This is a genomic window from Virgibacillus sp. NKC19-16 (assembly GCF_021560035.1).
In the GTDB taxonomy this organism is placed as follows: domain Bacteria; phylum Bacillota; class Bacilli; order Bacillales; family Amphibacillaceae; genus Virgibacillus_L; species Virgibacillus_L salidurans.
The window spans coordinates 1,868,580-1,894,882 of the sequence record NZ_CP074373.1 but is presented as its reverse complement, the minus strand read 5'-3'; the positions used below and the strand labels follow the sequence as shown (position 1 = coordinate 1,894,882).

Genomic DNA, 26,303 nt, shown 5'->3' with positions numbered 1-26,303 from the left:
GGAAAACATATGGCTAGTGTTGCTGTATTGGGTGCGGGAAGTTGGGGTACCGCATTAAGTATCGTTTTAGCGGATAATGGGAATGACGTTCGCCTTTGGTCACATCGAAAGGATCAAGTTGAAAACATTAATAAGAAACACAAAAATGAAAAATATTTAGATGTGACTATACCTGAGCAAATAAAAGCAGTTCATAATCTAGAAGAAGCAGTTCATGACGTTACCTCGATTGTTATCGTCGTACCCACAAGTGCAATACGTGATGTGTGTAGGCAGCTGAATGAAGCACTTAAACATAAAGTTACCCTCATCCATGCGTCTAAAGGTATTGAACCAATTACATTGAAACGGGTTTCACAATTGATAAGTGAGGAAATGGATCACTACAGGGATGAAGATATTGTAGTGTTATCCGGCCCTAGTCATGCAGAAGAAGTTGCCCTAAGACAACCTACAACTGTAACAGTCTCTTCCATAACTAATGAGAATGCAGAACATGCACAGGATTTATTTATTAATGAATCTTTTCGTGTTTACACAAGTCCGGATGTTTTGGGAATAGAACTAGGAGGAGCATTGAAAAATATTATCGCCTTAGGTGCAGGTATTTCAGATGGCCTGGGATATGGAGATAATGCAAAAGCAGCCCTTATAACACGAGGATTAGCTGAAATTGCACGTTTAGGAACATCGCTTGGAGCTAATCCGCTCAGCTTTTTGGGGTTACCAGGTGTTGGCGATTTAATTGTTACCTGTACAAGTGTACATAGCCGTAACTGGCGTGCCGGGAATTTATTAGGTCAGGGGTATAAGTTAGATGACGTACTACAGCAAATGGGTATGGTAGTAGAAGGTGTAAGGACAGTGAAGGCTGCATATCAATTTGCTGAAGATCAACAAGTAGAAATGCCGATTACTACAGGCATTCATCAAATATTATTTGATGAAAAAGAGCCTAGAGATGTTGTAGAACAATTAATGAATAGAAATAAACGGGAAGAAATGGACGATTTAGCCAAATTGCTCACAGAACGCTATTCACAATAACAGTAATTATCCTCCCTGCATATAATATGTTGAATTAACTAAGCAAGGAGGAGAATGTGTGAATAACTTTCAAAAAGATCTTTTTGACAAAGTACAACAAAACGCAAATATTAACCCAGATGAAGTATATAAAGTCGCAAATTCTGTAAAAAATGCCGATTTTTCCGATGAAAAGACAGTAAGAAAATTAGTTCGTCATTTGTCAAAAATAGCTAATAAACCATTATCCAAGGAAAAAGAAGATAAAATCGTACATTCCATTACAAAAAATAATATGCCAATGGATGCGGAATCGTTAAATAAATTTTTTGGAAAATAACTGCACCTGGGCAAGTGAGGATGCAATAAAACCAATACTTGCATAAAATAAATCGCACAAGCATTCATGTATGGAGTTGCTGTGGATGTTATTTAGTCAAACCGGGATGGAATTGCCCCTTTCATCCCGGGTTTTTTTCTGGAAATGATAAAATTCTGTAGTTGTGATAGGTATTTAGCTCGTCCCAGCTGCCAAATACCGTATTTAAGATGCAGACAGTATGAATTATGTATCTTCCTGCTTTAATTCTCCTCTGTTATTTCAAATGTTTGCACCCATCTCCCTATCTCCGTAATAATCGAAGTTGTCATATTTATTGTTTGAACTAATTTGTAGATAGTTCCTCCAGTCCTGTAAAAAAAGATTTGCCATTGGAATTTTCACTGCATAACCGGGAATCCGGTAACCCAATCATAGACCATATCCAAAATGACAATAACGGCAATATATAAGAAGAATCAGTACAGGCAATATGCGTTTTTTCTATTTAAATTTACGCATTAGAAACCGGACGAACGGTTCAAAAATCAGGGCTAATAGAAATGCCAGCAAAATAGGTATAATTTGCGAGAAATAAAGATAGGTAATGATAAAGTACTAAAATTACAAGCAGCGCGGTAATTATTCATTTAAAAATTAAATTGGCAGACAAACGATTTCCTTCCTCCTTGAATATGTTCATTGATTATTTGAATTACAGATGGGTGATACTTTAGGCGAACACTTATAACAACTTTATACTTTATAAACCTCTATAAAATTAACTGTTTCATAATTGTTCTCATTTGTTTGTTCTTTGTATAGATTTATTTTGTTCACGAATAATTTGAAAAAAACATTTTAATACTTGTAATTGATGCCCTATGTTATAATACGTTTTGGAACGTTGAATTTCTTTATATTTTAGGAGTGAATTAAATGTCGTTAGCAATGCTTAAAATGTACATATCATTTGCAGGCATGATTTTTTTAATTTTAGCCATTGGTCTTATTTTACTTAGCAGGTACAAGCTAAAAGGCTTGTTGGCAGGAATTGTATCATTAATTGCATATTTATTCTTATTAGTAGGTGCTTTAATTATTTTTTATATTGTTTTTAGTGGCCCGACAAACTAGAATGGTGCAAAAGGAGGCTATTAAATGAAGTTTACATATATCCGTATATTCAGCTCCCTATTACTTGTAATGTTACTAAGTGGTTGTTTAGCTCCTGAAAGTGAATTAGCCAAAAACCAATCGCCTAATGAACAGCAACTGGAACAAGTCCAACATGCTGTCGAGACATATCAGGAGGAAACACAAGGGTTATTGCCTATTAAAACAAAACCGGATGATACACCCATTTTTCAAAAATATTTGATCGATTTTACCGCACTAAAGGATAGCAATGCGCTTTCTGAAATTCCTGGAACAGCATATGAAAACGGTGGAGTCTATCAGTATACATTAATAACACCAGAAGAAAACCCACGTGTAAAGCTAATTGATTTACAAATGACGGAAGCTATTCGAAGCGTAAATGTGCAGCTTGACATCTACCGAAACGAAAATATCTATCCTCCTTTTGGAGAGGAAATTGCTGAAGATATATATACGATTGATTATCAAAAATTAGGATTTGAAAGCCCTCCAAGTGTAGAAAGTCCTTATTCTAATGAAAACCTTCCTATCGTTATGGATGTAGAAGGCAAATTGCATGTGGATTATCGCATCGATCTTAAAAATGCCTTAAACGAATACCAACATGACTACAAAGAAGGAGATGACATTCGTAATATATTAGCGGAAAACACGCCGTTTGTTCCTGCATATTCAATACCATATACAATTAAGGACGGCGATCCAGTATTCTCCTCATTAGATAATTAAATAAATATAACATATTCATTCCCTTGTAACATATATTGTTGCAAGGGTTTATTGTTTTTCGTCTTTTTCTTCATTCTTTTACACATATTTAAGTCATATTATGATAGGACAACATCATAGACTTGTAATGACAATAATTCGTAGTTTGTTCATAATTCAAAAGTACGGAGATCGGGAGGGGATCTTTTGGAAAAAGTTGATATTTTTAAGGATATTTCAAAACGGACAAATGGAGATATTTATCTAGGAATCGTAGGAGCTGTCCGTACAGGTAAATCAACATTTATTAAGAAATTCATGGAATTAGTTGTGCTACCTAACATTGAAGAGGAAAGCGATCGCGCGAGGGCGCATGATGAATTGCCGCAAAGTGCTGCCGGCAAAACAATTATGACTACAGAACCCAAATTCATTCCTAATCAGGCTGTGTCGGTAAATGTAGAAGAAGGCCTTGATGTAAATGTTCGATTGGTAGATTGCGTGGGTTATGCCGTAGAGGGCGCTAAAGGATTTGAGGATGAGAACGGCCCAAGAATGGTTCATACACCATGGTATGAAGATGAAATACCTTTCCACGATGCAGCTGAAATTGGTACAAGAAAAGTAATCCAAGAGCATTCAACAATAGGTGTAGTTGTAACTACAGACGGAACAATAGGAGAAATCGAGCGAAATGATTATGCGGATGCAGAAGCTAAAGTGGTTGACGAGTTAAAAGAAGTTGGTAAACCTTTTATCATGGTTATTAATTCGACTAATCCGAGAAGTCAGGATACAGAATTATTGCGTCAGGACTTAACAGAAAAATATGATATACCAGTTCTATCCATGAGTATAGAATCAATGACAGAACATGATGTATATAATGTACTACGTGAAGCGCTTTACGAATTTCCGGTACTGGAAGTCAATGTTAATCTTCCAAGCTGGGTAATGGCTTTAAACGAAGATCATTGGTTAAGAGAAAACTATCAGGAATCTATTCAAACGACCGTTAAAAACATTAGGCGATTAAGAGATGTTGATCAAATTGTAGGTGATTTTTCAGAACATGACTATATTGATAAAGCAAACATAGCTGGGATGGAAATGGGCGAGGGTGTTGCAGAGATTGATTTACATGCACCGGATCATCTGTATGATCAGATTTTAAAAGAAATTGTTGGGGAAGAAATACGTGGCAAAGACCACTTACTGGAGTTAATGCAGGACTTTGCACATGCAAAAAGGGAATATGATCAAGTATCAGGTGCCCTGAAAATGGTTAAGCAAACAGGATATGGTATTGCAGCACCGACTTTAGAGGATATGATATTGGATGAGCCTGAAATAATCAGACAGGGGTCAAGATTTGGTGTGAGATTAAAGGCTGTAGCTCCGTCTATTCATATGATAAAGGTAGAGGTGGAATCGGAGTTTTCACCCATAATCGGTACAGAAAAACAAAGTGAAGAATTAGTAAGATATTTAATGCAAGATTTTGAAGAGGATCCATTATCGATATGGGAATCAGATATTTTTGGCAGGTCGCTTAGTTCCATTGTAAGAGAAGGAATTCAAGGGAAAATATCACTTATGCCAGAGAATGCAAGATATAAATTAAAAGATACATTAGAGCGGATCATCAATGAAGGATCAGGAGGACTAATAGCAATTATCTTATAGCAGCTTTTATTAGCTGCTTTTTTATTTTGGCTCTTTTCACAAGTATTGTTGCTTTTAAATCTTCACAGTTGATATAAACTGCGACGTAACTTGCAATTAAGATAGATGCTTTTACCCACCGCTACGGAAATACATTCCGCGCACCTTAGGGCGGCTGATGAGTCTCCATGTATTTCCTTCGCTGGTGTTGTGCCTATTAAAATCCAGCTACAGATATCCACTTTTGATAGTTGATTGGAGCGGAGGACCGTTGACTCCTGCTCAGAAAAACGTGTCTGAAGACCCCGCAGCGGTGGTCTTCAGCGAGGCAGGTTAAGTTCGCGACGTCCTGTCGCAACACCTGCACTAACACGTCCTGTGCGTCGAAGGCTGAAGCCGTGCCCTAAGGTGCGCAACGGTCCGGAGCGGAAATCAACAAGCACTTACGTCGCAATCTATATCTTTTGTGTCAAAAGCTACAAACTTTTAGAAAACAGCCTTATTTGTATAAAAAATTTTGCTGAACGGAAGGAATTTACCAAACAATGTCGTATATATGTAGTAAGGCGATAATTTCTATAGAAAGCTCCCGAGTTAAGCTAGTTCTTCACATTTGTACCTGTTTTTGCTGATTTTTTATATAAAATTAGGGGTTTTTGAGATAAAAACCGAAAAATTGGGTACTTATTGTTGAATTTTGTTGCAAACTCAGTTATTATAAGCCTTGTCATCTTATGCAGTAGGTGATATCGAAGTATAAAAGCTGGCAAATTGGTAAACAAATGATAATAGTTTTATTATCTGTTCCAATGTCTATTGAAACTACCCGGGAGGAGGTGAATGTCATGAACAAAACAGACTTAGTTAATGCTGTAGCAGAAAAAAGCGAACTTTCCAAAAAGGATGCTACAAAAGCAGTAGATGCCGTATTCGAATCTGTCATGGATTCACTTAAAGATGGTGAAAAGGTACAGTTAATCGGATTTGGTAACTTTGAAGTACGTGAGCGTTCTGCTCGTAAAGGCCGTAATCCGCAAACAGGAGAAGAGATCGAAATTCCTGCAAGCAAAGTTCCTGCGTTTAAACCAGGAAAGGCCCTTAAAGATAGTGTAAAATAATTTACATAGGGCAAAAAGGGTGCGTGTATACGTACCCTTTTTTAATTCGATATTGTGACATATTCAAATAATATTAGAAACAATGGAAAAGATAGATACTGGAAATTATCCACTAAACATGATAGCCTAGCAACCGAATTATTTATTATCGATTGGACTTAAATTATGCTATAATAACTACAGTGGTTACCCGAATGTATGAAAGGGCTGAGGTGATTTCGTTGAATACTTCCAGTACAGAAATTCGACATCTTAAGGCACTTGTTGAAGATAGAATTCAACATGCATATCTCAAAAAGCATATGCAAAAGCCCGTGATTGATGAAGAGAAGCTAACTATTTTAGCTGCAATTATAAATAATACTACATTATTAACCAAACAAAAAGAGCGATATATCATTACTACAATGCTTGTACAAGTAGCGCTTGATACGCATGAATTGGTGCCAAAGGGAAACGATCCGGATAAAAGTGAAGAAGTAAATGTATCAAAACAATTAAACGTTCTAGCAGGGGATTATTTCAGTGGCCTCTACTATTTACTTTTGGCAGAAATAGACGACTTTGACCTTATACATAATTTAGCATCCGCAATAAAAGAAATTAATGAATATAAAATGAAGCTTTATTATAATGAGGCGAATTCACTCCAAGCATATGTCGATATAGTAAAAGTTATTGAATCCACATTAATTCTTCAAGTGGCAGATTTTGTAGGCGATATTTCACTTAATTCTGTAGTAGGTGATTGGTTAGTAACAAGCAAGCTAATTAAAGAAAGAAATTTGAACAGTAACGAGTTTTCTCCACTTGTAAATGGTTGGTTAAATCATTCAACAAAGAGCACATACACGTCTGTATTAAATATGATTGACACTATTATACAACATAACCTGAAGCAAATAGAGCATTCTTTGTTGACGTTGCCAAAACATCACAACATGCTTAGACGTCATCTTCAATTAATGATAAATATGTATTTGTATAATAATACTTCATTTGTGGAAGAAGGGTAAGTTATGACACAACCATCGAAAGAAGAACGAGTACATCATGTTTTTGAAAATATCTATACAAAATATGATTCGATGAACTCAATCATTTCATTTCAAAGGCATAAAGCATGGCGCAAAGACGTCATGCGACGTATGAATGTTACTGAAGGATCTAAAGCACTGGATGTTTGCTGCGGAACCGGAGATTGGTCCATATCTTTAGCTGAGGCCACAGGGATGACCGGGGAAGTTGTCGGTATTGATTTCAGTCAAAATATGTTATCTATTGCTGAAGAAAAGAAAAACGATCGTGATCTTAAGCAACTAAGCTTGATACATGGGAATGCTATGGATTTGCCATTTGATGATAACTCATTTGATTATGTAACAATTGGCTTTGGTTTGCGTAATGTGCCAGATTATATGACTGTTTTAAAAGAGCTCAGGCGTGTTGTAAAGCCTGATGGTAAAGTTGTTTGTTTGGAAACTTCACAACCTACCTTGATTGGATTTAGGCAATTATATTATTTATACTTTCGTTTTGTTATGCCGCTAATAGGAAGAATGTTTGCAAAAAGTTATAAAGAGTATGCATGGTTACATGAATCAGCAAAAAGCTTTCCGGATAAAAAGGAATTGAAGCAAATGTTTCTGGAGGCTGGTTTTTCTTCTGTTCAGATGAAAAGTTATACAGGTGGAGTAGCAGCAATGCATATGGGATTTAAATGAAATATATTTTCTTAAAAATAAAAGGTGACACACATGAAAATAGCTAAAACATATGGATATTTAAAAAAAGACTTAGACATCATTGAGGAATCATTAAATAAGGTTATACAAGCTGAGCATCCCGTTTTACGTGATGCATCCACTGATTTATTAAAAGCTGGGGGAAAGCGAATTCGCCCTATTTTTGTCGTGTTATCTGGTCAGCTTGGAAATTTCAATATGGACCGGATTAAAACGGTTGCCGTTTCACTTGAGTTGATCCATATGGCAACACTTGTCCATGATGATGTTGTTGATGACGCAAAGCTGCGCAGGGGAAAACCAACGATAAAACATTTATATGATAATCGTGTTGCAATGTACACGGGTGATTACATATTAGCCCGTGCTTTAGAGGAGATTACAACAATTAAACAAGCAAATGTTCATCGTCTATTGGCAAAAACGATTGTTGAAGTTTGTGTTGGAGAAATAGAACAAATAAAGGATAAATATGACTTTGAACAAAACGTACGAGATTATCTGCGGCGAATTAAGAGGAAAACAGCCCTGTTAATAGCAACAAGCTGTAAGTTGGGGCCATTGTTAGTGATATTCCTGAAGAACAGGCAGATAAATTATATCAATATGGTTATTATATCGGTATGTCCTATCAAATAATAGATGACATTTTGGATTTTACTTCAACATCGAAAGAATTGGGAAAGCCTGCTGGGAATGATTTGCTTCAAGGAAATGTAACACTTCCTGTTCTTTATGCAATGAAAGAAAAATCGTTTCATACAATCATAAGAAAAAAATTCGAAAACCCTGAAACAGTAACAGAGGCAGAAATGAAAGAAATCTTAAACGAATTAAAAAAAACAAATGCAATCGATCAATCCTATAAATTAAGTGATTTATATTTACAGAAGGCATTAAAAGCATTAGATGGCCTGCCGGATCATACAGCAAAAGAAAAATTACAGGATATAGCAAAATTGATTGGAAGAAGAAGCTCTTAAACTGATTGCGATTTTTGCCAAAATTTGATAGAATTTTAGCGGTTACATAAATTATATAAATGGAAGAGGTGCCTCATGGAAAAGACATTTATCATGGTCAAACCAGATGGAGTACAACGTAATTTAGTCGGGGAAATTGTGAAGCGATTAGAGGCTAAAGGCTTTAAATTAGCAGGAGCTAAGCTTATGGTTATTTCCGACGATTTGGCAAAAACCCATTATGGGGAACATAAAGAAAAGCCTTTCTTCGTGGAATTAGTTGACTTCATTACTTCCGGACCAATTTTTGCAATGATCTGGGAAGGCGAAAATGTAATAAAAATCGCACGGGATATGATGGGAAAAACTAACCCGTCAGAAGCAGCCCCGGGTACAATACGTGGCGACTTCGGTGTTACAGTAGGTAAAAACGTTATCCATGGTTCTGACGCTCCAGAGAGTGCAGAAAAAGAAATGGCTTTATTCTTTTCTGAAAACGAAATTGTAGATTATAACAAACAGGATAGTGCATGGATTTATTAGTTTGAAAGGGCCTCCGTTTAAAATCGGAGGTTTTATACTTTATATAAGGATTTCGCCGCCCGCAAGTTTGGTCGTAAAACAAGTGAAAGAGCTGTAGTGGAATGACAAAAGAATACATAGACTTTATTTATAAAATCAAGTTAAAATTTGGTATTGATCTTCATTTATACAAAGAAGCCCAAATGAAGCGACGCATTACATCTTTAAAAAATAAAAGAGGCTTTTCTGACTTTACTTCATACTATAAAGCGCTTACCAGCGAAGATCTTTTACTAAAGGAATTTATGGATAGGCTAACCATCAACGTTTCTGAATTCTACCGAAACCCAAAACGTTGGGATGTTTTAAAGGCCTCTATTTTCCCTCTTTTAATGAAACAAAATCGAAAATTAACAATATGGAGTGCTGCATGTTCCTCAGGAGAAGAACCTTATAGTCTTGCTATTATGATTAGTGAACACTTTCCAAAAATAGCTATTGAAATTATAGCGACTGATATTGATGATAATGCCCTTCACAAAGCAAAACAGGGTGTTTATCAGAAACAAGCTTTAAAAGAGCTACCTTCATCCATGAAGCAGAAATATTTTACACAGAAGCAGGGCCTCTACTATATTAACGATGAGTTAAAACAGAAGGTTACGTTTAAAAAACATAATCTATTACATGATATTTATCCACGCTATATCGATTTGATCGTGTGCCGGAATGTTTTAATCTATTTTACAGATGAAGCAAAGGAACTTATATATCAAAATTTCAGTAACTCTCTCCATAAACATGGCGTTTTGTTTGTTGGTAGTACAGAACAAATTTTCAATGCAAACCATCATCGATTAAACCTTATTGATACATTTTTTTATCAAAAAATCTGATTTATTGGATAAATTCTTATCTTTCGGATGAGCGTTTTTTATAATTTTATAACTTTAAAGCAATCTTTTCTAAAATTTTCACCAAAAATAAAATTAGATATGATATAGTAATTAGAAAAACTTATCGAATTTATCTTATTTACCAAAAATACCACAAAAGGAGAATGCTATATGCGTTATTTAACAGCAGGAGAATCACACGGAAAACAACTAACAACAATTGTCGAAGGTGTACCGGCGAGAATGCCTTTGGTAAAAGACAATATCAATGAATCATTGCTACGCAGACAAAAAGGTCATGGACGTGGCAAAAGAATGCAAATAGAAAAAGACCTTGCAGAAATCACAAGTGGTGTGAGGCATGGCTATACATTAGGCTCTCCTATCTCACTTGTCATACATAACGATGATTTCAAGCACTGGGAGAATATTATGGGAGAAGATCCGATTGAAGAAGATACGAAGATTAAACGTGTTGTATCCAGACCGCGTCCGGGACATGCAGACTTAAATGGAGCTCTAAAGTACGGTCATCGTGATATGCGCAATGTACTGGAGAGATCATCTGCAAGAGAGACGGCAGCACGTGTTGCTGCAGGAGCTGTTGCCAAAACACTCCTAAAGCATTTAGGAATTGAAGTAAGTGGCTATGTCAAAGAGATAGCAGGCATTCGTGGTGAAGATAAACACTCATTTACTATTAAAGAACGTCAAAGAATATCAGAAGAATCTCCTGTACGCGTGTTAGATAAAGATGTGGAGCAGCAAATGATGGATGCAATTGATCAGGCTAAAAAAGAAGGTGACTCGATTGGTGGCGTTACAGAAGTTTATGTGGAAGGAATGCCTGCGGGAGTGGGTTCATATGTCCATTATGACCGAAAATTGGATAGTCGCATTGCGGGAAGCGTCATGAGCATCAATGCATTCAAAGGCGTAGAATTTGGCCTCGGTTTTGAAGCAGCAAGAAAAAACGGCAGTGAGGTACATGATGAAATCGCCTGGGATGAAGAAAATGGATATTACCGCACAACCAATCGGCTCGGAGGGTTTGAAGGTGGGATGACTACTGGAATGCCAATTGTTGTCAAAGGAGTCATGAAACCCATTCCCACTTTAATGCTTAAACCGCTCAAAAGTGTTGATATTGAAACCAAAGAACCTTTTAAAGCAACAGTTGAAAGGTCGGATGCATGCGCAGTCCCAGCAGCTTCTGTCGTAATGGAACATGTAGTAGCATTTGAATTAGCCAAAGCAATAACGGAACAGTTTCCCAGTGATCAATTACCTCAGCTTCAGGAGGCAGTGGATAAATATCGTGAAGAAATCAGGTGTTTCTAGTGGGGATATTCTGGTGAAAACAAGTACAAATTCGTATCCTATTTTCATTGGAGATAGGCTTCGTTTTCAGTTAAACCAATTAATCGAAAAAGATTATACTTCTATTTTAATTGTATCGGATGAAAAGGTTGCCGAATTGTACGTAACGGACATTCTGGGTAATTTTCCTGAAAAAAAGGTTTATCGATCAATCATTCCAGCCGGAGAGCAATCAAAAAGTGTCGACTTTTTCTATCAATTGCATACAGATGCTATTAAATTTGGTTTAGATCGTGCTTCATTAATTATTGCTTTAGGTGGCGGTGTGGTTGGTGATTTAGCTGGTTTTGTAGCTGCAACCTATATGCGTGGCATCGATTTTATTCAAGTACCGACAACCATTCTTGCACATGATAGTAGTGTGGGCGGGAAAGTTGCTATTAACCATCAACTCGGGAAGAATTTAATCGGAAGTTTTTATCCACCGGCAGCAGTGATTTATGATACCCAAACACTAAAAACATTAAGTGAAGAGGAGATGCGTTCAGGATATGCCGAATTGGTGAAAGAAGCCCTTATTGCGGATGAAGCTTTTTTTAATAAATTATTAAAAACAGACCTGAGGGATTTATCGAATGATCAACTAACAGAGCATTTAACGAATGGCATAAAAATAAAGGCATCCATCGTTGGAATTGACGAAAAAGAAGCAGGTATCCGGAAAAATTTAAACTTAGGCCATACGTTAGGGCACGCACTGGAGGCTGAAAAGGGATATGGAGCAATAACCCACGGGGAAGCAGTTGCAATAGGTTTGTTATTTTCATTGCATATTAGTGAAAGGCTTTTTTCCCGTAAACTGCCATATGAACCACTACTTCACTGGTTAAAGAATAATCAATACCCTTTAAATATCGGTGAATTAGATGAAGAATCATTAGTTAACAGAATGAAGACAGATAAAAAGGCACTAAACGCCACGATTCAAATGGTTCTATTAAAGCAAACAGGAGAAGTAGCCATACAAGAATTAAACGATCGAGACATACGAATGTATTTAAAATCATTTAGAAGAAGGCTGGTGGGAGAATGACACGCGGAGTAAGAGGAGCTACTACGGTACTTGAAAACAAGGAAAATCAACTTATTATGAATACAAAAATATTAATCGAAGAAATGGTTGCCAAAAACAATATTCAGCCATCTGATATTTCACATGTTTTTATTTCCGTTACGGAGGATTTAAATGCGGGTTTTCCATCTAAGGCCCTACGGAAAATTCCCGGATGGACGTATGTTCCGGTCATGTGCATGAGAGAAATTGATGTACCAGGCAGCCTGCAAGCATGTATTCGGGTTATGATGGTTGTGAATACGAATGAAGATCAGCAAAATATCCAACATATATATCATAATAAAGCAACAAAACTGCGACCGGATTTACTATCAAAACGAGGTGAATAAAAATGGAAGGAAAATTAATTCTTAATCAATTAACGCCATATCAACAGGGGAAACAAATTAAAGATATTAAAGAAGCATATGGATTGGAGCGGATTGTCAAATTGGCTTCAAACGAAAATCCGTATGGATACTCTACCCATGTGAAAAATTATTTTTTGAATAATGAATCTGCCTTTGAAATATATCCTGATGGTTATACGGCTGAATTACGTTCAGCAGTTGCCTCTAAGTTACATGTCAATGAAAAACAATTATTATTTGGCAGTGGATCAGAAGAAATTGTCCAAATGATTTGTCGTGCATTTTTATATCCAGGGGTAAACACGGTAATGCCGACCCCAACATTCCCTCAATACAAGCATAATGCATTAATTGAAGGAGCTGATATCAAAGAAATTCCAACAATAGATGGATTTCATGATCTTGAAAAAATGCTCGAATCCATTGATGAAAAAACATCTGTTGTATGGTTATGTTCACCGAATAACCCTTCAGGAGTCAGCATTCCAAAAAAGTCACTCTATTCATTTCTGGATAGCTGTCCTAAGGATGTATTGGTTGTATTAGATGAGGCTTATTATGAATATATGGAAGCAGATCAAGATCCGAATGCTATTGGAAATCTAGCCACATACGAAAACCTTGTTATATTACGCACTTTTTCAAAAGCGTATGGATTAGCAGGGTTACGGATAGGATACGCCATCGCAAACCAAGATCTAATCACGAAACTGGATGTTGTCAGGGGACCATTTAATACTACATCAATGGCACAAAAAGCTGCCTTAATTGCACTTGAGGACACAGCGTTTATTGAAGAAACACGATTAAAGAACAACACTGTAAAACAAACCTTCACACAGTTTCTGGATACCATTGGATGGACGTATTATGACTCCCAAACAAACTTCTTACTGGTTTCTACCCCTGTAAGCGGGAATGAGGTATTTCAGTATTTAATCGAAAAAGGGTTCATCGTACGCCCAGGAGAAGCTCTAGGTTGTCCCAATACAATTAGGGTCACACTTGGAAACGAAAAAGACATGAAGCAACTACAGGATGTATTATATGCGCTACATCAACAAACTAGTAAGGAGATTTAAATGTGAAACAGACGATAGTAATTGTTGGACTTGGTCTAATCGGTGGGTCACTAGCCAAAAGCATCTACGAGTTAAATCAAAACTATATTATTGGATATGATGTTAATTCTGAAACATTGGAATATGCACAGGTAAATGAAATCATTCACGAAGCATCAACCGATTTTACACAGGTAGCCAGGAAGGCAGATTTTATTATTTTCGCAGCACCCATATCTGAAACAATTCACTTGATGCAGAAGTTAGACACTATAGAATTGGATCGTGATATTATTGTGTCAGATGTATCTTCTGTAAAAAGTTCTATTTTAGAAACAGCAAACAACCTATCAAATAAACATATAACGTTTATAGGCGGGCATCCAATGGCGGGTTCCCATAAAAAGGGGATTACGGCAGCCAAAGGACATTTGTTTGAAAATGCCATCTATGTACTGACACCATCGATTAGAAGTACACAGTCAAAAGTAGAAGCACTTAAAGAAGTACTAAAAAACACCAAAAGTAATTTTATTATTCTCGATCCAAATGATCATGATGAAATGACAGGTGTTGTCTCCCATTTCCCGCACTTAATCGCATCATCACTCGTCCATCAGGCAAAAAAATGGGAAGATAAACATGCCTTTTTACCAACACTTGCCGCAGGGGGGTTCCGGGATGTTACAAGAATTGCATCCAGTAATCCGGAAATGTGGCAGGATATTTTTTATCATAATCGATTTAAGATGTCCAGGCTATTGGAAGAATGGATCACAGAGATGGCATCACTAAAAGAATTAGTAGATAATAATGAAAAAGCAAATATGATCACTTATTTGAAAAACGCAAAAGTATATCGGGATGGTTTAGGTAAATTGGAAAGAGGGGCAATCCCTTCTTTTTACGATTTATATGTAGATATACAAGACCAACCAGGTGCGCTGGCATCTGTTGTACAACTATTGGCCGATGAAAAAATAAGTATTCAAAATATACAAATCCTAGAAATACGTGAAGGCATTACCGGCGCTCTAAGGCTAAGCTTTCCTTCACAAAAATTACAAAAGCAAAGCCATACCCTTTTGCAAACCCATGGGTATGAAGTAATGATTCAGAAATAAAGGAGTGCGAGCTATTGAATGAATTAAAATTACATCCATATCCCAAAGCATTATCAGGAGAAATAGAGGTACCTGGGGATAAATCCATTTCCCATCGAGCTGTAATAATAGGGTCTTTAGCTTATGGAAAAACAAAGGTTTCCCACTTTTTGGACGGAGAAGATTGCATGCGTACTGTACAAGCATTCAAGTCTATGGGTGTCTCCATTGAAAAAACAGAATCGACGTTGATCATTGAGGGAAGAGGTGCGGCGGCACTGGAAGAACCTAAAGAGCCAGTTTACTTTGGGAACTCGGGTACTACTGCAAGATTGATGATCGGTTTACTGGCTGGTTTACCCTTTTTTACTACGGTATACGGGGATCCACATTTATCCAATCGCCCAATGGATCGCGTTGTTAATCCTCTGAAACAAATGGAGGCAACTATTGATGGCAGAAGAGATGGAAGCTATTTACCGCTGGCTGTCAAAGGAAAAAAATTAAAAGGAATACACTATACATTACCAGTAAAAAGTGCACAGGTGAAGTCTGCGGTGTTGCTCGCTGGAATACATGCTGAAGGTGAAACAAAAGTCAGTGAACTAACAGCTACAAGAAATCATACAGAAAACATGCTTAAGGCTTTTAATGCGGATATAACCATTGATGGAAGGCATACAACTATCACCAATAAACAACCATTAAAAGCTACGGATATTTATGTTCCGGGGGATATTTCTTCTGCCGCATTCTTTCTTGCAGCCGCAGCTATTGTTCCAGGTAGTAGTGTACGGTTGAAAAATGTAGGTTTAAATCAAACAAGAACCGGCATCATCGATGTACTAAAATCAATGGGAGCAACGATCGAAATTAATAATCAGCAATCTATCAGTGGTGAACTACTTGGAGATCTAACGGTTACACATGGTGCAATCCACAGTACTACCATTGAAGGGGACATTATTCCAAGGTTAATTGATGAAATTCCTGTGATTGCATTGCTGGCTACACAAGCAGATGGAACAACTATTATTCGAAATGCAGAAGAGCTACGTGTAAAAGAAACAGACAGAATTGCTGCCGTTGTTGATGTTTTATCCACTTTAGGCGCAAATTTGGAGGCTACTGCAGATGGGATTATTATTTATGGTAAAACAGCTTTAAGGGGTGGTAATGTTTCCGCTTATAATGATCACCGTATTGCTATGATGGCTGTGATTGCTTCGCTGGTTGCAAGAGAAGAAGTTGTTCTAGATGATGCTTCTTCCATTGCTATTTCTTATCCTACATTTTTCAGTGACTTACGAACAATAATGAACTAGAATACAAGCTATAATTAAGGACCCTTTTCTTTTGATTATAAATGAGCTTTTCGTTATGATAAAACGGACATATTGTTAATGTATGTATGTTTTATAGAAAGGATGTTCGTCGTGGACACCATAATGAAAGCAGTAAATTTAATGGAAAGTAATCAATCAGATGAGGCTGTTGAACTATTAGAAAATTACTTGCCGACAGCTGATGAAGAAGAACGACATACCATTGCAGAATTATATATTCAGTGGGGGTTCCTGCAAGAAGCAAGTGATATTTTAAATGATTTATTACAGCGATATCCGAATGAAAGTGAAATAAAGGTAATGCTTGCTGATATATATATAGAATTGGAAGATGATGAAACGGCGATAAATTTATTAAATGAAATTAGGGAGGACGACCCAGCATATACCCAATCGTTAATTCAGTTAGCAGATCTTTATCAAGCACAGGGCTTATTTGAAGTTGCAGAACAGAAACTACTAGCTGCTAAACAGTATGAACCGAACGAAGTTATCATTGATTTTGCGCTGGGCGAGTTATTATTTTCAATTGGTGAATACAGAAAGGCTATTACCTATTACGAAAAAATCGTGCCAAAAATGAAGGAAATCGCAAATGTATCGATTAATGATCGCCTGGGGGAAGCTCATGCTGCCTCAGGTGATTACGAATTGGCATTATCATTTTTTCAGGATGTAGAGAGTGAACATCCGGATTCATTATTTAAATATGGTCTCACGGCTTACCAGGCCGATCGTAAGGATATTGCCATTAAAGCCTGGGAACAGGTAGTTGAGATTGATACCTACTACCATACAGTATATTACCAGTTAGCTAACGCTTATGATGAAGAGGGAATGCCAAAAGAGGCCTATAAAACAGCTGTGAATGGGCTGAAAATAGATGAATTCAATAAAGAGCTGTATTTTTTAGCAGGGTCTCTTGCACATCAACTAAATGATGAGGCTGAGAGTGAAAAATGGGTTAGAGAAGCAATCGCCCTTGACCCGGATTATAAAGAAGCGGTTTTATTTTTAATTGAACAGTTTAAAGCGACGGAAAGATTTTCAGAAATTGTGGATCTTATTGTTGAAATCAAACAAATGGGTGCAGATGATTCACTTTATGAATGGGAGCTCGCTCGTGCATATAATGAAATTGAATCATATGATAATGCATTAAACCACTATAGGGAAGCATATAATAGACTTAACCAAGATAGTGATTTCATGAAAGAATATGGATATTTTCTCACAGAAGAAGGGAGGACAACAGAAGCTATTCCGGTTTTTGAAGCGTATTTAATAATGCAGCCATCGGATGTAGAAATAGAAGAATTTCGAGATCGCCTGAAACAAAGTAAGGATAATGAATGAAGAAAAATGGATGATTAAGGAGGAACGTATACGTATGCAAACTCCTATTTCCGTACAAGACAAGAAAAGTTTTATTCAATGGTTCTTAAACCATTATCAACTTAAAAAGCGCGAGAGTGTTTGGATTTTAAACTATTTAGTTAATCATAATGAAATTTTGGCGAATGTACATTTTGTAAGAGAAGTGAAATTTTGTCCAAGGGGAATAATCATGACAAGCCATTGTTCCGAGGAATCGCCTTTTCGTTTTTATAAAAATCATCTAGTTACAACAGATGCTGAAAAGTCCTTTCATGATATTCGACTAAATCAGCATGAACCATTATATATACAACTTAATTTCAAAAATGCAAAGCAAAATGCATTCTATGTAGCTGTATTAGAGGAGAACCCATATATTCCTGATGAATATTTTATCACCAAAAAAGACCAGGATCTTGCAAGGCAGTTGTTGGAAAAATCCCTTTATGAATATAAAAGAGATGCACTTATGAAGGAAATTGACTACTCCTTGGATGAAATGGATCAAAAGAAGTTTTTGAGATTAGTGGATCAGCTACATAGACTGGAATCGTCTCATGCTAATCAACCTAAATTGCTGAAGCAATAGGTTGATTTTTTTTGTGTAAATGATATATGATCTAGTTAATGTGTTATATTATATATCACTTTGTTGAATAATAGAGAAGGAAGGCATGATAAAAGCATGAAATGGACGAAGACGGATATCAAGAAATATATCGATGCCAAGAAATATGTAGACACAATTTTAGTACCTTTAATACCTTTTCATTTATCAAATGATAATGATTTAGAAAAAAGCACATTTCAGGGTGAGGTTTTGTCTGTTTTTTCAAATGAAATTGAAAAGGAACTAACCGGTAGGGTGTTGTTAACACCGAAATATCATTATCTAAAGTCTGCAAGAAAAGAGGATGAGGTAGGACGGATAAATACATGGATTGAAGATATACATAAACAACCCGTTACCCACCTGTTTTTTATAACATTTGATTCCGGTTGGAAAAAAAGTGAACAAGCACTGAATGGAAATCTAATATGGTTGCCGGGCATCCATTCCGGTGATTTACATTCAAAAGAAATGCGTGCAATAATACGTGATCAGGTTGAACAAGTAGTAGATCTTATTAGATCATACTGGAATGATTGTAAATAAATGGAATCTGATCACAAATTGAATTATTTATCAAAAACTTTTTATGGACAAGAGTGAATATTTATTGACCATGTAATTAGTTTGCGCTATCATAGTATTGTCCTAGTAATCTGATTAAATAATGATTGTCCGTGATCAATGTAAAGAGGGGGGAAAATCATGAGCGAAAAAAAGCAACAAGTATCCCGTAGACAGTTTTTAAATTATACGCTTACCGGTCTGGGCGGGTTTATGGCAGCTGGTATGCTTGCTCCTATGTTACGAATGGCGGTCGACCCTGTTTTGCAGGAGTCAAGCGCTGGCGAATTGGCTAATGTCGGATTATCTGTAGATGATATTACGAACGAGCCACAACGTGTTGATTGGAATGTTACCCAAGTTGATGGCTGGTATGAATCCGAGGTGAGCAAAACAGCATGGGTTTTCATGGATGAAAACGACGAAATCCAAGCCTTTTCTCCAACTTGTAAGCATCTTGGTTGTTTTGTTTCATGGGAAGGAAGCGATGAGTTTCCGAACGAATTTTTCTGCCCATGTCATAATGGCCGCTATTACAAAGATGGTACCAATGTGCCAGGCACACCGCCGTTAGCACCATTGGATGTTTATGAGCAAGAAGTGGAAAATGGAATGTTATTCCTTGGTGATCCAATTCCAAGAGAGGGGGCGTAATAATTTATGCTACAGAAAATATATGACTGGATCGACGAGCGTGTAGATGTTACGCCTATATGGCGTGACATTGCGGATCATGAGGTTCCGGAACATGTTAATCCTGCACACCATTTCTCAGCTTTTGTTTATTGTTTTGGGGGATTAACCTTTTTCGTTGTTGTTATACAGATCCTTTCCGGAATGTTCCTAACGATGTACTATGTTCCGGATATTGAGAACGCTTGGAGATCTGTTTATTACCTGCAAACTGAAGTAGCTCATGGCCAAATTGTACGCGGAATGCATCATTGGGGCGCTAGTGTTGTCGTCGTAATGCTTTTATTACATACCTTGCGTGTCTTTTTCCAAGGGGCATATAAGAAACCGCGTGAGCTTAACTGGATGGTAGGTGTATTAATTTTCTTTATTGTGCTTGGCCTTGGCTTTACTGGTTATTTATTACCATGGGATAATAAAGCATTTTTTGCGACCCAAGTGGGGCTTGATATTGCACAACAGGTTCCATTTATCGGTGAGCAATTAAAAACACTGTTAGCTGGTGACCCATCCATTGTTGGTGCTCAAACACTGACAAGATTCTTTGCGATACATGTATTCTTCCTGCCAGCTGCGTTGTTTGCATTATTAGCGATACACTTTATCTTAATCCGTAAACAAGGTATTGCCGGACCGCTATAAAAAGGAGGGGAAAGTTGTGAAAAAGGGGAAAGGAATGAAGTTTGTCGGAGATTCGAGAATCTCTGCCGAAAGCAACCCACATATACCGAAAGATTATTCTGAATATCCCGGAAGAACGGAAGCTTTTTGGCCCAACTTTTTATTAAAAGAATGGTTGGTAGGTTCTGTGTTCCTTATTGGCTTCCTGTGCTTAACATTAGCTCATCCAGCGCCTTTGGAAGGTGTAGCGGACCCAACTGATGCAGCCTATACACCCTTACCAGATTGGTATTTCCTATTCTTATATGAATTGTTGAAATATGAATTTGCAAGTGGGCCTTGGACGATTATGGGTATATTGGTTCTTCCAGGTATTGCATTTGGGGCACTTTTCCTTGCGCCATTTTTAGACAAGGGCCCTGGGCGCAGACCAAATAAACGGCCAGTAGCTGTTGGTATGATGCTTATTGCTTTAGCGTCCGTCATATTCTTAACATGGTCAGCATCATCAGTAGTAGACTGGGAAGCTAAAGCTGAGAATAATAAGCCTGTGCCTACATCTGACGTTGAAATTGATCAAGAAGACCCTGGTTACGCAATATATGAGAATAGCTGTATGACGTGTCACGGGGAAGATTTATCAGGTGGAGCATCCGGACCAAGCTTAGTTGGAACGGAGTATTCAGCTGAAGAAATTGCAACAATTGCTACAGATGGAATTGGAGAAATGCCTGCAGATCAATTCAGTGGTTCTGATGAAGAACTGGATCAACTGGTCGAGTTTATCATGTCTGTAAATGAACAGGCAGAATAGATGACATATTTAAATAAAGCACCTTTGCCATAACAACTGGTGAAGGTGCTTTTTGATGATATAGACTATACCAGAGAAGGGATTTCTATAATGATAAAATACATATTGCTTGATCGGTTCTTTTTAATTTGTTTGTTTTTCATTAACTTGTTCGGCTCGATTTATGGCTTTATATGGTATGAAAGCCAGTTGTCCATCACGCCGGATAAATTTCTTATCTTTGTTCCGGACAGTCCAACAGCAAGTTTATTTTTTACTGTGTTCCTCTTGTTCTTTATCTTTAAGAAAAATGTTCCTTATATTGAAGCGCTCGCTATGATTACGCTCTTTAAATATGGAATATGGGGGGTGGGTATGAACCTGCTGACACTGATTGTAGAAGGCTCTTTGGGCTGGCAGGGTTATATGCTTATGGCTTCACATGGTGCGATGGCTATTCAAGGATTACTCTATGCTCCATTTTATAAAATTAAATTAAGACATATCACTGTTGCTGCAGTTTGGGTATTACATAATGACATTATCGACTATGTTTTTGAAATGATGCCGATATATTCTTCATTAACCCAATATATGAGTGAAATTGGCTATTTTACATTTTGGCTAAGTATTTTATCCATTTTCATCGCATATCAGCTTACAATGAAGCCTGAGAAGAAACTGTAGTTATATAAGATAAGCTCACAACATATAATAATGGAGAAGATGTATGTGAGGTGATCTCTATGGTAAAAAGAGAAAAAGCATATATCCTATTGTTAACCATACTGGCCATAGGGATTATGATACATGTCCAATCTGAGTTTATTGAAGCAGGTTCGCATGTTCCGGAATCCACAGAAAAATCTGCAGACGATAAGGCTGAGGGAATACCTTTTTATTGGATTGCCGGAATTATTGGAGGATGTATCGTGATTACATTATCCTATGTTAGTTTCAGAAAATATAAAGGTGAAAAGAAAAAACAAAAAGACGAAGACAAAACAGTTGACTGAGAGCCTTTTTTTGACTAAAATTGACCTTAAGAAAGTATTTAAAATTTATGGAGGAATGCAGATGTTTGGAGGTCTAGGCGGCTATATTATTTATATTGTCCTATTGATGGCTATCCCACTATGGGCCCAATCAAAAGTGAAAAATACGTACAAAAAGTATTCTAAAAAAGCAACATCCTCCTTGATGACCGGGGAAGAGGTTGCGCGCAAAATTCTGAATGACAATGGAATATATGATGTAAATGTGGAAGAAACGAAAGGAACACTTACCGATCATTATGATCCCAGAAAAAAAGTGGTCAGGCTCTCCAGCGGTAATTTCCACGGGCAGTCAATGGCATCTTCAGCCATTGCAGCACACGAAGTAGGACATGCAATCCAGGATGCAGAAGAGTACGCATTTCTGAAATTCAGAAGTGCACTTGTACCAGCAGCAAGCTTTGGATCGAACATTTCTTTCTTTTTCATCATTGCTGGTATCCTTTTCAGTATGGGAAACTTATTCCTACTAGGAATTATCTTCATGTCAGCGGCTGTACTATTTCAATTAGTCACATTACCTGTTGAATTTGATGCTTCCAATCGTGCAATGGGGCAATTAGTATCAACTGGTGTTATACGAAATAATGAAGAGCGGCCAACGAAGAAAGTGCTTAATGCCGCTGCATTAACCTATGTAGCCGCTGCATTGGTAGCTGTTTTAGAATTAGTTAGATTTATCATGATGTATCTTGCTTCGAATGAATAGCAATAAAAAGGATGGTAGTAATTTGCCATCCTTTTTATTATTTAATCATTAATCGGATTTTTATTCTCATCCAATGTAAACCCTTCACCAATAACATCATGCACCGTGCTTACAGCCACAAAAGCATGTGGATCAATTCCATTAATGATATTTTTCAAACGGACGATTTCATTACGTGCTACTACACAATAAAGAACATCCCGTTTTTCCTCAGAAAAACTTCCCCTACCGTCAAGTACCGTTACTCCGCGATCCATATCCTGTAAAATTTGTTTAGCTATTTGATTACTATAGCTTGAAATAATTGTTGCTCCTCTAGCTGAATATGCTCCTTCTTGAATAAAATCGATAACTCTAGCTCCGATGTAAACAGCTACGAGCGTATACATCCCTTCAATTAATTCCAGACTGGTAAATACGGAAGTTGTTATGACAACAAAATCAAATAAAAACATCGTCCTTCCTATACTCCAGCCAATGTATGTATTAACGAGTCTTGCTATTATATCAACACCGCCAGTTGTACCCCCGTATCGAAAAATTATTCCGAGGCCTACACCTATAAACACACCTGCAAAAAGAGCTGCTAATGTCATGTCAGATTGCAAATAGGTAGGAAGCGGGTTAATTTGAAATACACTTAAAAATAGCGATACAGCAAATGTTCCTATTATAGTGTAAATGAATGTATTCCGACTAAGATATTTCCACCCAACAAAAAACACAGGTATATTTAATACGATATTGCTTATAGCAGGATCCCACCCCCATAAGAAATAAAATAGTAGCGTAATTCCGGTGAATCCGCCTTCACCAAGATTATTTTGCATATTGAAATGAACAATACCAAAAGAGAAAATAGCTGAACCTATAAGGATGAAGAATATATTTTTAATTTTTAAACCAAATAGCATTTATGTACCCTCCTTTTCCATTTTATTAATATACTATATTTATTTTTTCTTGTTTAAAAATAAATAATTTGTCAAAATAGACCCTATTAGCTAACATAAACGTAGATGAATATAAATAAAAGGAGTCCTTACCAATTAATACACCTATATATAACACAAATCAAATTCAAAAACGAGTAGATGACTATATTTCACAATACAAAGAAGGTTATTTCTCTCCACTTAGCTTAATGGCAAGACTATCAGAAGAAGTTGGGGAACTCGCACGTGAAGTAAATCATTATCATGGGGAAAAACCAAAAAAAGCAGAGGAAAAAGAAAAAACAGTTGAAGAAGAACTTGGAGACATCCTATTCGTGCTCTCCTGTTTCGCTAATTCACTCGATATTGATATGTCCGAAGCCTTTGATATAGCTATAAACAAAATAGAAACACGAGATAAAGACCGTTGGACATTTAAAGGTTAAAAGTTCAGTAAATGTTGAAAACACACTAGGAGGCATACAGCAATGAATATAAGAATAATCGTAGCAGGGCCAAGGGGAAAAATGGGTTCTGAAGCAATTCAAATGATCAATAGCGAAGATAATTTTCAGTTAGTTGGTTGTATAGATCGTAAACATAATGGGAACTACACAGAAAATTTACCGGATGTGCCTATTTTTGAAGATGCAGAAGAATGTTTTACAAACATAGATGCTGATATTTTTGTCGATCTCACTGTCCCTGATGTGGGATATGAACATACCAAGGCTGCATTGGAACAAAATATACGTCCTGTAATCGGTACGACAGGATTTACGGACGAACAATTAAGTGAACTTTCTACACTGTCATGGGAAAAGAAACTGGGCTGTATCATTGCGCCAAATTTTGCGATTGGGGCAGTGTTAATGATGCAGTTTTCCAAAATGGCTGCCAAGTATTTCCCGGATGTTGATATTGTAGAAAAACATCATGATAAAAAATTAGATGCTCCTTCAGGTTCATCTATAAAAACAGCAGAACTTATGAAAGAGACACGAGGTTTTAAAAACCAGGGTCATCCAAATGAAAAAGAAACCTTGACAGGAGCTAGAGGTGCGGAATTTGATGGAATGAGAATTCATAGTATACGGCTTCCAGGACTTGTCGCCCACCAGGAAGTGTTATTTGGCGGGGCAGGACAAACATTATCCATTAAACATGATTCTTATAATCGAGATTCATTTATGGAGGGTATCAAGCTGGCGATTGACGAAGTTATGAATTTACAAGAGCTTGTATACGGATTGGAAAATATTTTATAAGGGTATGTTTAGGAGCCCGGTAAAAATGATGCCGGGTTGTTTTGAACACGTACTATTAAAAAGTTACTTATGTCAAAAGGAAAAAGGAAACATTCAAATGAAGAAAATTGGTATTACATGCTATCCTACTGTTGGTGGTTCAGGTATTATTGCCACTGAATTAGGAAAGCTTCTTGCAGAACAAGGAAATGAAATACATTTTATTACATCCGGTTTACCTTTTCGCTTAAATCACGTTTATCCAAAAATATATTTTCACGAAGTAGAACTGAATCACTACCCGGTTTTTCAATATCCGCCATATGATCTTGCACTTGCAACTAAAATGGCAGAAGTGATCGATCAGGAGAAGCTGGATATACTTCACGTACACTACGCTATGCCGCATGCTATTTGTGCTTTATTAGCCAGAGATATTGCAGAACATGATGTGAAAATTGTTACTACACTACATGGAACGGATATTACAGTACTGGGAATAGACCATACGTTTAAAAAAATGATTAAATATGGGATAGAAAGTTCTGATGCTGTTACTGCTGTTTCCAATAGCCTGGTGAACCAAACCACAGATATGCTCGAAGTTAATAAAGAAATAAACGTCATTTATAATTTTGTCAATGAACAGGAGTATTTCAAAAAAGATTTATCTTTCATCAAACAGCAATATGGCATTCAATCAGATGAAAAAGTAATAATCCATATATCCAATTTTCGTAAAGTTAAACGTACAGATGATGTGATCCGTACCTTTTATAAAATCAGGAAGAAAATAAAAAGCAAATTAATTTTAGTTGGTGACGGTCCCGAATATGCAGACGCTAATGAACTGGTTCATAAACTGGGGCTTACGGATAGTGTTTTGTTTCTAGGAAAACAAAAGAATATTAGTGATTTACTATCGATATCTGATTTAAAATTATTGTTATCCGATAAGGAAAGCTTCGGACTGGTCCTGCTGGAGGCAATGAGTTGTGAAGTTCCGTGTATAGGAACCAATGTTGGGGGTATCCCGGAAGTAATCAGACACAATGAAACAGGATATATTATTGAACTAGGGGATTTAGAAAGTGCTGCTGATCACGCTGTTCAGTTATTAAGCGATCAAGATTTATTAGAACAATTTTCCAAAAATGCATTACATCATGCCAGAAATAACTTTCACTCTGAAAAAATAGTTAAACAGTATTCAAACTTATATGATAAGATATTAACAAATCAAAAATAGAAGCTCTTTTCGT

Annotated in this window: 29 protein-coding genes and 1 pseudogene; 29 read left to right on the top strand and 1 reads right to left on the bottom strand. The window is 36.8% G+C overall.

Features of this window, described 5'->3' with window-relative positions; translation table 11 throughout:
• Positions 1-9 precede the first annotated feature (9 nt).
• The 26 genes and pseudogenes from KFZ58_RS09760 (at position 10) to KFZ58_RS09635 (ending at position 22,859) form a co-directional block, all read left to right on the top strand.
• Entirely contained in the window at positions 10-1,047 is a 1,038-nt protein-coding gene (locus KFZ58_RS09760; protein ID WP_235794602.1) for an NAD(P)H-dependent glycerol-3-phosphate dehydrogenase, read from the top strand.
• Positions 1,048-1,105: 58 nt separating this feature from the next.
• Positions 1,106-1,366 (top strand): stage VI sporulation protein F, encoded by a 261-nt coding sequence (locus KFZ58_RS09755; protein ID WP_235794601.1) that lies wholly within the window; start codon positions 1,106-1,108, stop codon positions 1,364-1,366.
• A gap of 918 nt (positions 1,367-2,284) precedes the next feature.
• Positions 2,285-2,482, top strand: coding sequence for a DUF2768 domain-containing protein (locus KFZ58_RS09750; RefSeq protein ID WP_235794600.1), 198 nt, complete (start codon positions 2,285-2,287; stop codon positions 2,480-2,482).
• A gap of 24 nt (positions 2,483-2,506) precedes the next feature.
• The gene (locus KFZ58_RS09745; RefSeq protein ID WP_235794599.1) at positions 2,507-3,235 is read left to right on the top strand and encodes a YphF family lipoprotein; all 729 of its coding nucleotides are present in this window, start codon (positions 2,507-2,509) and stop codon (positions 3,233-3,235) included.
• Positions 3,236-3,421: 186 nt separating this feature from the next.
• Positions 3,422-4,900, top strand: a complete 1,479-nt coding sequence (gene spoIVA, locus KFZ58_RS09740) for a stage IV sporulation protein A (protein ID WP_235794598.1) — start codon at positions 3,422-3,424, stop codon at positions 4,898-4,900.
• An 824-nt stretch (positions 4,901-5,724) separates the two neighbouring features.
• Positions 5,725-5,997 carry a non-specific DNA-binding protein Hbs gene (gene hbs / locus KFZ58_RS09735; RefSeq protein ID WP_235794597.1) on the top strand — a complete coding sequence of 91 codons (273 nt, stop codon included), beginning with the start codon at positions 5,725-5,727 and terminating at the stop codon, positions 5,995-5,997.
• Positions 5,998-6,218: 221 nt separating this feature from the next.
• Positions 6,219-7,013, top strand: coding sequence for a heptaprenyl diphosphate synthase component 1 (locus KFZ58_RS09730; RefSeq protein ID WP_235794596.1), 795 nt, complete (start codon positions 6,219-6,221; stop codon positions 7,011-7,013).
• A 3-nt stretch (positions 7,014-7,016) separates the two neighbouring features.
• Positions 7,017-7,721 carry a demethylmenaquinone methyltransferase gene (gene menG / locus KFZ58_RS09725; protein WP_235794595.1) on the top strand — a complete coding sequence of 235 codons (705 nt, stop codon included), beginning with the start codon at positions 7,017-7,019 and terminating at the stop codon, positions 7,719-7,721.
• A 33-nt stretch (positions 7,722-7,754) separates the two neighbouring features.
• Positions 7,755-8,725, top strand: a pseudogene (gene hepT / locus KFZ58_RS09720) (heptaprenyl diphosphate synthase component II).
• Between the two features lie 75 nt (positions 8,726-8,800).
• Positions 8,801-9,247 carry a nucleoside-diphosphate kinase gene (gene ndk / locus KFZ58_RS09715; RefSeq protein ID WP_235794594.1) on the top strand — a complete coding sequence of 149 codons (447 nt, stop codon included), beginning with the start codon at positions 8,801-8,803 and terminating at the stop codon, positions 9,245-9,247.
• A gap of 101 nt (positions 9,248-9,348) precedes the next feature.
• Positions 9,349-10,122 (top strand): CheR family methyltransferase, encoded by a 774-nt coding sequence (locus KFZ58_RS09710; protein WP_235794593.1) that lies wholly within the window; start codon positions 9,349-9,351, stop codon positions 10,120-10,122.
• Between the two features lie 171 nt (positions 10,123-10,293).
• On the top strand, positions 10,294-11,463 hold the full coding sequence (gene aroC, locus KFZ58_RS09705) for a chorismate synthase (RefSeq protein ID WP_235794592.1): 1,170 nt from the start codon (positions 10,294-10,296) through the stop codon (positions 11,461-11,463).
• Between the two features lie 13 nt (positions 11,464-11,476).
• The gene (gene aroB, locus KFZ58_RS09700) at positions 11,477-12,535 is read left to right on the top strand and encodes a 3-dehydroquinate synthase (protein WP_370642482.1); all 1,059 of its coding nucleotides are present in this window, start codon (positions 11,477-11,479) and stop codon (positions 12,533-12,535) included.
• On the top strand, positions 12,532-12,906 hold the full coding sequence (aroH, locus tag KFZ58_RS09695) for a chorismate mutase (protein WP_235794591.1): 375 nt from the start codon (positions 12,532-12,534) through the stop codon (positions 12,904-12,906). Before aroB ends, aroH begins: the two co-directional genes overlap by 4 nt.
• 2 nt (positions 12,907-12,908) lie before the next feature.
• Entirely contained in the window at positions 12,909-14,009 is a 1,101-nt protein-coding gene (gene hisC, locus KFZ58_RS09690; RefSeq protein WP_235794590.1) for a histidinol-phosphate transaminase, read from the top strand.
• Between the two features lie 2 nt (positions 14,010-14,011).
• Positions 14,012-15,112, top strand: coding sequence for a prephenate dehydrogenase (locus tag KFZ58_RS09685; RefSeq protein ID WP_235794589.1), 1,101 nt, complete (start codon positions 14,012-14,014; stop codon positions 15,110-15,112).
• Between the two features lie 14 nt (positions 15,113-15,126).
• Positions 15,127-16,416 (top strand): 3-phosphoshikimate 1-carboxyvinyltransferase, encoded by a 1,290-nt coding sequence (gene aroA / locus KFZ58_RS09680; protein ID WP_235794588.1) that lies wholly within the window; start codon positions 15,127-15,129, stop codon positions 16,414-16,416.
• A 111-nt stretch (positions 16,417-16,527) separates the two neighbouring features.
• On the top strand, positions 16,528-17,793 hold the full coding sequence (locus tag KFZ58_RS09675) for a tetratricopeptide repeat protein (protein ID WP_235794587.1): 1,266 nt from the start codon (positions 16,528-16,530) through the stop codon (positions 17,791-17,793).
• Between the two features lie 34 nt (positions 17,794-17,827).
• The gene (locus tag KFZ58_RS09670; protein ID WP_235794586.1) at positions 17,828-18,403 is read left to right on the top strand and encodes a ReoY family proteolytic degradation factor; all 576 of its coding nucleotides are present in this window, start codon (positions 17,828-17,830) and stop codon (positions 18,401-18,403) included.
• A 96-nt stretch (positions 18,404-18,499) separates the two neighbouring features.
• The gene (locus KFZ58_RS09665; RefSeq protein WP_235794585.1) at positions 18,500-18,970 is read left to right on the top strand and encodes a YpiF family protein; all 471 of its coding nucleotides are present in this window, start codon (positions 18,500-18,502) and stop codon (positions 18,968-18,970) included.
• Positions 18,971-19,129: 159 nt separating this feature from the next.
• Positions 19,130-19,642, top strand: a complete 513-nt coding sequence (locus KFZ58_RS09660; protein WP_235794584.1) for a QcrA and Rieske domain-containing protein — start codon at positions 19,130-19,132, stop codon at positions 19,640-19,642.
• Positions 19,643-19,648: 6 nt separating this feature from the next.
• Positions 19,649-20,323, top strand: a complete 675-nt coding sequence (gene qcrB, locus KFZ58_RS09655) for a menaquinol-cytochrome c reductase cytochrome b subunit (protein WP_235794583.1) — start codon at positions 19,649-19,651, stop codon at positions 20,321-20,323.
• Positions 20,324-20,339: 16 nt separating this feature from the next.
• Positions 20,340-21,116, top strand: a complete 777-nt coding sequence (locus KFZ58_RS09650) for a menaquinol-cytochrome c reductase cytochrome b/c subunit (RefSeq protein WP_235794582.1) — start codon at positions 20,340-20,342, stop codon at positions 21,114-21,116.
• A 90-nt stretch (positions 21,117-21,206) separates the two neighbouring features.
• Positions 21,207-21,782: a lipoprotein heptaprenylglyceryl N-acetyltransferase LhaT gene (lhaT, locus tag KFZ58_RS09645; protein ID WP_235794581.1), complete on the top strand. Its 576-nt coding sequence runs from the start codon at positions 21,207-21,209 to the stop codon at positions 21,780-21,782.
• Positions 21,783-21,841: 59 nt separating this feature from the next.
• Complete coding sequence (locus tag KFZ58_RS09640) at positions 21,842-22,111, top strand: sporulation protein YpjB (protein ID WP_235794580.1); 270 nt, start codon at positions 21,842-21,844, stop codon at positions 22,109-22,111.
• 61 nt (positions 22,112-22,172) lie between these two features.
• Complete coding sequence (locus KFZ58_RS09635; RefSeq protein ID WP_235794579.1) at positions 22,173-22,859, top strand: zinc metallopeptidase; 687 nt, start codon at positions 22,173-22,175, stop codon at positions 22,857-22,859.
• 41 nt (positions 22,860-22,900) lie between these two features.
• On the opposite strand, the gene KFZ58_RS09630 is transcribed toward KFZ58_RS09635, so the two are convergent.
• Positions 22,901-23,773, bottom strand: coding sequence for a YitT family protein (locus KFZ58_RS09630; RefSeq protein WP_235794578.1), 873 nt, complete (start codon positions 23,771-23,773; stop codon positions 22,901-22,903).
• A gap of 134 nt (positions 23,774-23,907) precedes the next feature.
• On the opposite strand from KFZ58_RS09630, the gene KFZ58_RS09625 reads away from it, so the two are divergent.
• The 3 genes from KFZ58_RS09625 (at position 23,908) to bshA (ending at position 26,290) form a co-directional block, all read left to right on the top strand.
• Complete coding sequence (locus tag KFZ58_RS09625) at positions 23,908-24,240, top strand: nucleotide pyrophosphohydrolase (protein ID WP_370642500.1); 333 nt, start codon at positions 23,908-23,910, stop codon at positions 24,238-24,240.
• 42 nt (positions 24,241-24,282) lie between these two features.
• A complete protein-coding gene (gene dapB / locus KFZ58_RS09620; protein ID WP_235794576.1) occupies positions 24,283-25,062 on the top strand; it encodes a 4-hydroxy-tetrahydrodipicolinate reductase in 780 nt (259 codons plus the stop codon).
• A 97-nt stretch (positions 25,063-25,159) separates the two neighbouring features.
• Positions 25,160-26,290 (top strand): N-acetyl-alpha-D-glucosaminyl L-malate synthase BshA, encoded by a 1,131-nt coding sequence (gene bshA, locus KFZ58_RS09615; RefSeq protein ID WP_235794575.1) that lies wholly within the window; start codon positions 25,160-25,162, stop codon positions 26,288-26,290.
• Positions 26,291-26,303: the final 13 nt, after the last annotated feature.

Coding starts and splice junctions, on each gene's coding strand:
- KFZ58_RS09660 (WP_235794584.1), top strand. CDS start 19,130: ATGAGCGAAAAAAAGCAACAAGTATCCCGTAGACAGTTTTTAAATTAT.
- KFZ58_RS09710 (WP_235794593.1), top strand. CDS start 9,349: ATGACAAAAGAATACATAGACTTTATTTATAAAATCAAGTTAAAATTT.
- aroH (WP_235794591.1), top strand. CDS start 12,532: ATGACACGCGGAGTAAGAGGAGCTACTACGGTACTTGAAAACAAGGAA.
- hbs (WP_235794597.1), top strand. CDS start 5,725: ATGAACAAAACAGACTTAGTTAATGCTGTAGCAGAAAAAAGCGAACTT.
- KFZ58_RS09635 (WP_235794579.1), top strand. CDS start 22,173: ATGTTTGGAGGTCTAGGCGGCTATATTATTTATATTGTCCTATTGATG.
- qcrB (WP_235794583.1), top strand. CDS start 19,649: ATGCTACAGAAAATATATGACTGGATCGACGAGCGTGTAGATGTTACG.
- KFZ58_RS09665 (WP_235794585.1), top strand. CDS start 18,500: ATGAAATGGACGAAGACGGATATCAAGAAATATATCGATGCCAAGAAA.
- KFZ58_RS09745 (WP_235794599.1), top strand. CDS start 2,507: ATGAAGTTTACATATATCCGTATATTCAGCTCCCTATTACTTGTAATG.
- ndk (WP_235794594.1), top strand. CDS start 8,801: ATGGAAAAGACATTTATCATGGTCAAACCAGATGGAGTACAACGTAAT.
- aroC (WP_235794592.1), top strand. CDS start 10,294: ATGCGTTATTTAACAGCAGGAGAATCACACGGAAAACAACTAACAACA.
- hisC (WP_235794590.1), top strand. CDS start 12,909: ATGGAAGGAAAATTAATTCTTAATCAATTAACGCCATATCAACAGGGG.
- KFZ58_RS09760 (WP_235794602.1), top strand. CDS start 10: ATGGCTAGTGTTGCTGTATTGGGTGCGGGAAGTTGGGGTACCGCATTA.
- menG (WP_235794595.1), top strand. CDS start 7,017: ATGACACAACCATCGAAAGAAGAACGAGTACATCATGTTTTTGAAAAT.
- KFZ58_RS09750 (WP_235794600.1), top strand. CDS start 2,285: ATGTCGTTAGCAATGCTTAAAATGTACATATCATTTGCAGGCATGATT.
- KFZ58_RS09630 (WP_235794578.1), bottom strand. CDS start 23,773: ATGCTATTTGGTTTAAAAATTAAAAATATATTCTTCATCCTTATAGGT.
- KFZ58_RS09640 (WP_235794580.1), top strand. CDS start 21,842: ATGGTAAAAAGAGAAAAAGCATATATCCTATTGTTAACCATACTGGCC.
- dapB (WP_235794576.1), top strand. CDS start 24,283: ATGAATATAAGAATAATCGTAGCAGGGCCAAGGGGAAAAATGGGTTCT.
- lhaT (WP_235794581.1), top strand. CDS start 21,207: ATGATAAAATACATATTGCTTGATCGGTTCTTTTTAATTTGTTTGTTT.
- KFZ58_RS09670 (WP_235794586.1), top strand. CDS start 17,828: ATGCAAACTCCTATTTCCGTACAAGACAAGAAAAGTTTTATTCAATGG.
- bshA (WP_235794575.1), top strand. CDS start 25,160: ATGAAGAAAATTGGTATTACATGCTATCCTACTGTTGGTGGTTCAGGT.